This is a genomic window from Aquabacterium commune (genome assembly GCF_004362855.1).
GTDB classification, from domain to species: Bacteria; Pseudomonadota; Gammaproteobacteria; order Burkholderiales; family Burkholderiaceae_C; genus Aquabacterium; species Aquabacterium commune.
In genome coordinates, this window is record NZ_SNXW01000035.1 from 1 (window position 1) to 1,675 (window position 1,675).

Annotated in this window: 1 pseudogene; it reads right to left on the bottom strand. The window is 58.9% G+C overall.

The window, feature by feature from the left end:
- Positions 1 to 1,530, bottom strand: a pseudogene (locus EV672_RS18605) (Tn3-like element IS1071 family transposase); the annotation flags it as partial.
- Between the last annotated feature and the right edge of the window lie 145 nt (positions 1,531 to 1,675).

A 1,675-nucleotide genomic window follows, 5' to 3' on the forward strand; every position in this document is an offset into this window, starting at 1 on the left:
TACTCTGGCCAGCAAAGGCTTCAAGAAAGTGGCAGCCTTGCTGGGTAACGATAGACGGGCATAGTGTTTCTTGGACTCTGCCTGCCAACGCTCGTCCGTGAAGAACAAGCGCGCACGACCCCGAAAGCTCAGGCTGTGCTCAATCCAGACCGAGCCATTGCGCACCGCGCGGCGCAGGGCAAACAGGGTGGCCACCTCCAACGCCTGAAACGCCCGTTCCCGGTCTGGGCTGGAGATCGAAACCTGCCAGATCATTCCCAGACTTGGTGCCACCACTTCAACTGGCAGCTTTCTGGATCCTTTGAGATATAAAGCTTGCAGCTTGGCAAGGTACTCGATGGCAGGATGCTCGCCGGTGGCCTGCCAGGGCAGCTTTGCAATGGCGACGAGCAACGACCGCACGGGGCGAATTCCATCAATCAATCCCTCGCGGACCAGGGAGGCCCTGCTCGGTGGTTTGCGTTTCTGGGTTTCGGTGATCAAGGCTTCAAGACGGGCACGCAACTCAGCATCTGGCACCGCACCTTGCGCGCTCAAGGCAACAAGTTCGCCGAGCAGCGTTTTGTACATTGCGGCCCAATTGACGGTAGCGGGGACATCGGCGGCAGCCTGACGCCACAGATCGGCGATCCGGCGCTGCACCATAAGGATCAACTGGTCTGTGGTGGTGAACAGGCAATACCGAAGAAAGCATGCGACCTCCACGGTGCGCGCTGGCTCTTTGATCTTGGCTCCGGCTGAGGGCGGCCTGGAGACAAGTCGGCGCGCGTAGCGGCGCAAGATGAGATCGGGGATGTCTGCCAGGTGCTTATGAACGTCCAGCGTGTAAAGCAGGTCGATGCGCTCCAGTACCTCGCTGATTTGGCGGGTTGAGTGTTTCGCCGGTGCAGCCCATAGCCAACTCTGCTGGGTTTGTCCATCTGGGCGCAGCTCTGAAACTGAGGCTCGCCAGCGATCAAGTGTTGCTGGATCAACGCTGGCGGCGATGGCGGTGCCTGTTTCAACTTCAAGCTGGGCAAGTGCCGCCGCAATCAGTGTCCGAATTGCCCGCTCGTGCACGATCACCAGCTTGTTCTTGTACAGCCATTGACGCGCCCGCACGAGTAGCTGATCGCGGTCGGCGCAGCGCGCCACTTCGTCGCGCAGTTCACGTACCAGTGAGCGGCGCTGGTGCTCGCTCATCCACTGGAATCCAAGGACCGTGCAGGCTACTTGTTGGTGATCGAATAGCGTGCGCCCGCGTTCATACATGGCTCTCAGCGAGGCGACTTCTGGTGCTGCAATGCCAAGCTCGTTGCCAAGGTGGCGCCACAAGGCTACTGGAATTACCCGAAAGGCACCGAGCAAACGCCCACTCATGCGCAGGAAACCAATATGGAGCGCCAGACCAAGCTTGAGGGAATCACCTCGGCGTGCATTGATTGCGTCGCGCTCGGCACCATCGAAGGTGAAAAATGCCTTCATCTCGAAGTCGCTGATATCGCGGGGGAGCCCACGCATCCCCAAAAACGTTGTGTGCCAACCCTGCATCGTGAACCTCAAAAGTGGGAGGCCACCATACCCGTTTACAAAGCGAACAGGAAAGTCAATGAAATCAACGGTCTACCCAGACCACCCCCGCGCCAGTGCTAGCTTTGCGTACCGTCACTTATTGCACTGAAAACGAGGAGACCCC